Source organism: Varibaculum timonense (assembly GCF_027694345.1).
GTDB lineage: Bacteria > Actinomycetota > Actinomycetes > Actinomycetales > Actinomycetaceae > Varibaculum > Varibaculum timonense_A.
Genome location: NZ_JAQEVU010000009.1, coordinates 1 through 2,163, shown reverse-complemented (window position 1 = coordinate 2,163; position 2,163 = coordinate 1). Strand labels below are relative to the sequence as shown.

The window sequence follows — 2,163 nt, the reverse complement described above, 5'->3', positions numbered from 1 at the left end:
TTACGGTAAGAGGGTGACCATCATTCTGGAAAGCGCAAAGGCGGGCTCGGAGATTTTTCTCCGAGCCCGCCTTAAAGTTTTAGCGAACTGCTAATTCTTTTCAGTGTCCACAGCTGTTAGCTGCCATGAAAGCTCTGAAAAGAACTACTTGGTATCGCTTTAGCTTTGCCGACGCCTGGCGGTCAAAGTACCCATACCGGCGATGGTTAATGCCAATGCCAGCAGGGACAATCCCAGGATGGGAGCACCGGTCTTTGGTAGACCCGAACCGGGCACTACATCTTTTGGACCAGGATTAGCCGACTTGATAGTCACCATAGTTTCAACCTGGGTGCTGCCGGGCTTCTTGCCTCCATCAGGTGCAGTGTAGTCAATCGAAATAGTGACCTTTTGACCAGTTACTATCTCGGTAGGCGTACCACTAATCACACAAGCGGAGCGTTTTTCGTCCCACTTAATGTTCAAACCTTTAGGCAGTCTCTCGGCTTTGCAGCTAGTAATCGTGGCTTTACCAGGATTATCTACCGGAACCACCACCGGGGTTAGCGGTTTATCTTTCTGCCCCTCGATATTGGGAATAACCGGGACGCTGGGCGCTAGCGCGCAACCGTTCTTATCGACTGCGGCGCCTTTCGGGGTGTTAGCGCATTTGTCCTGTTTGTCAGCTACGCCGTCTCCGTCACCGTCTTTTGCAGGATCGGTAATAGTAACGGTGGTTTCACCACTTGCTTTCCCTCCAGGATGCTGATCGGTCTTATCTTGCGGAGTGTAATCGACAGTAATCGTAACTTTCCCGTCGGTTACCTCTTCAGTGGGGGTACCACTGATTACGCAGGCTTGTTTGCCCTCGTTCCATTCGATAGTTAGACCGGCAGGTAATCCCGTGGCCTGACAGGCGGTGACCTTGGTTTTACCGGGGTTCTTTACCGGCACATCAACCGGGTCGATCGCTTTGCCTTTTTCACCGGTAATCTTAGGTGCGTCCGGCAAGCTGGGAGCCACTGAGCATCCATTCTTGTCTACCTTGGCATCTTGGGGGGTTCCGGCGCATTTATCTTTATCGTCGGCAACACCGTCACCATCATCATCACCTGGTAGGGCAATCTTGAACTTGGCGGTCACCTTATCGGTAGTGCCATCCTTATAGGTGACTTTCACCGGGATCTCGGTGTTTCCTTGAGCTGGTTTATCCCAGGTAATAATCCCGGTCTTAGCATCAATGGACACTCCCGCAGGTGCGTCCTTACCCAGGGCAAACTTGGTTCCTGCCGGAGCCGCAGTTTTTTCGTCCTTATCTTTGGTGGTTACTTCATCAAAGAGCGGAGCCGCAGAAACCGCTGGCTTACCTACCTGACCATTAACATCAGCATAGGACGGATTCCAACGGTCAGCTAAGGTACAACCGAATTCGTCTACCTTATCTTTATCGGCAGCCGGAGTACCAGGACACAAATCGTCCCCAGCTTGCGGGTTCTCCGGATCAACCGGATCTGGCTTACCGTCACCGTCTTTATCGGTACGAACTTTAACGGTCACGGTAGCGTTATCTGCCGAGTTATCCGCATAGTTCACCTTTACCGGAACAGTAATTTCCTCACCATTCTTAGCAGTATCAGGAATATTCAACGTAACCTGCCCGGTCTTATCATCAACGCTTGCCCCTTGGGGAGCATTATCTCCGAGGACGTACCGAGCGGTGTTGGGAACGTTCTTATCTCCCGTTTGCGAGGCTTTAACGCTTTCACCTGGTTTCCCAGTTACTGCCGGGTATGCCGGGTTGTAACGATCAGCGTCAGTCAGGTTGTCTTTGATAGTTACGCTGGTCTTACCTTGAATATCGCCACCAGGGTGGTCGGCAGACTTATCTGCCGGTTCAAAGCTGACCGTGACATTGACATCCCGACCGGGATTAACGATCTCAGTGGGGATACCACTGATTACGCAGGCTGTCCCCTCTTTATTAAGAGCAATGGTAAGCCCCGCAGGAAGTCCCTCGGCCTTACAAGCAGTCAGCTTGCTCTTTCCGGGGTTATCTACCGGAACAGTTACCGAAGTAATCGGGGTGTCCTTTTCACCTACGATGGGGTTAATCTTACCTACCGTAGGCAGTACCGAGCAGCCGTCGTTGTCTACCTTTGCGCCTTTAGGAGTACCAGGACACTT

Annotated in this window: 1 protein-coding gene; it reads right to left on the bottom strand. The window is 51.8% G+C overall.

Going from position 1 to position 2,163, the window contains the following annotated elements; all coding sequences use genetic code 11:
* Window positions 1-159: 159 nt before the first annotated feature.
* A partial coding sequence (locus tag PG728_RS08110; protein ID WP_270626934.1) for a Rib/alpha-like domain-containing protein occupies window positions 160-2,163 on the bottom strand: 2,004 nt, incomplete at its 5' end.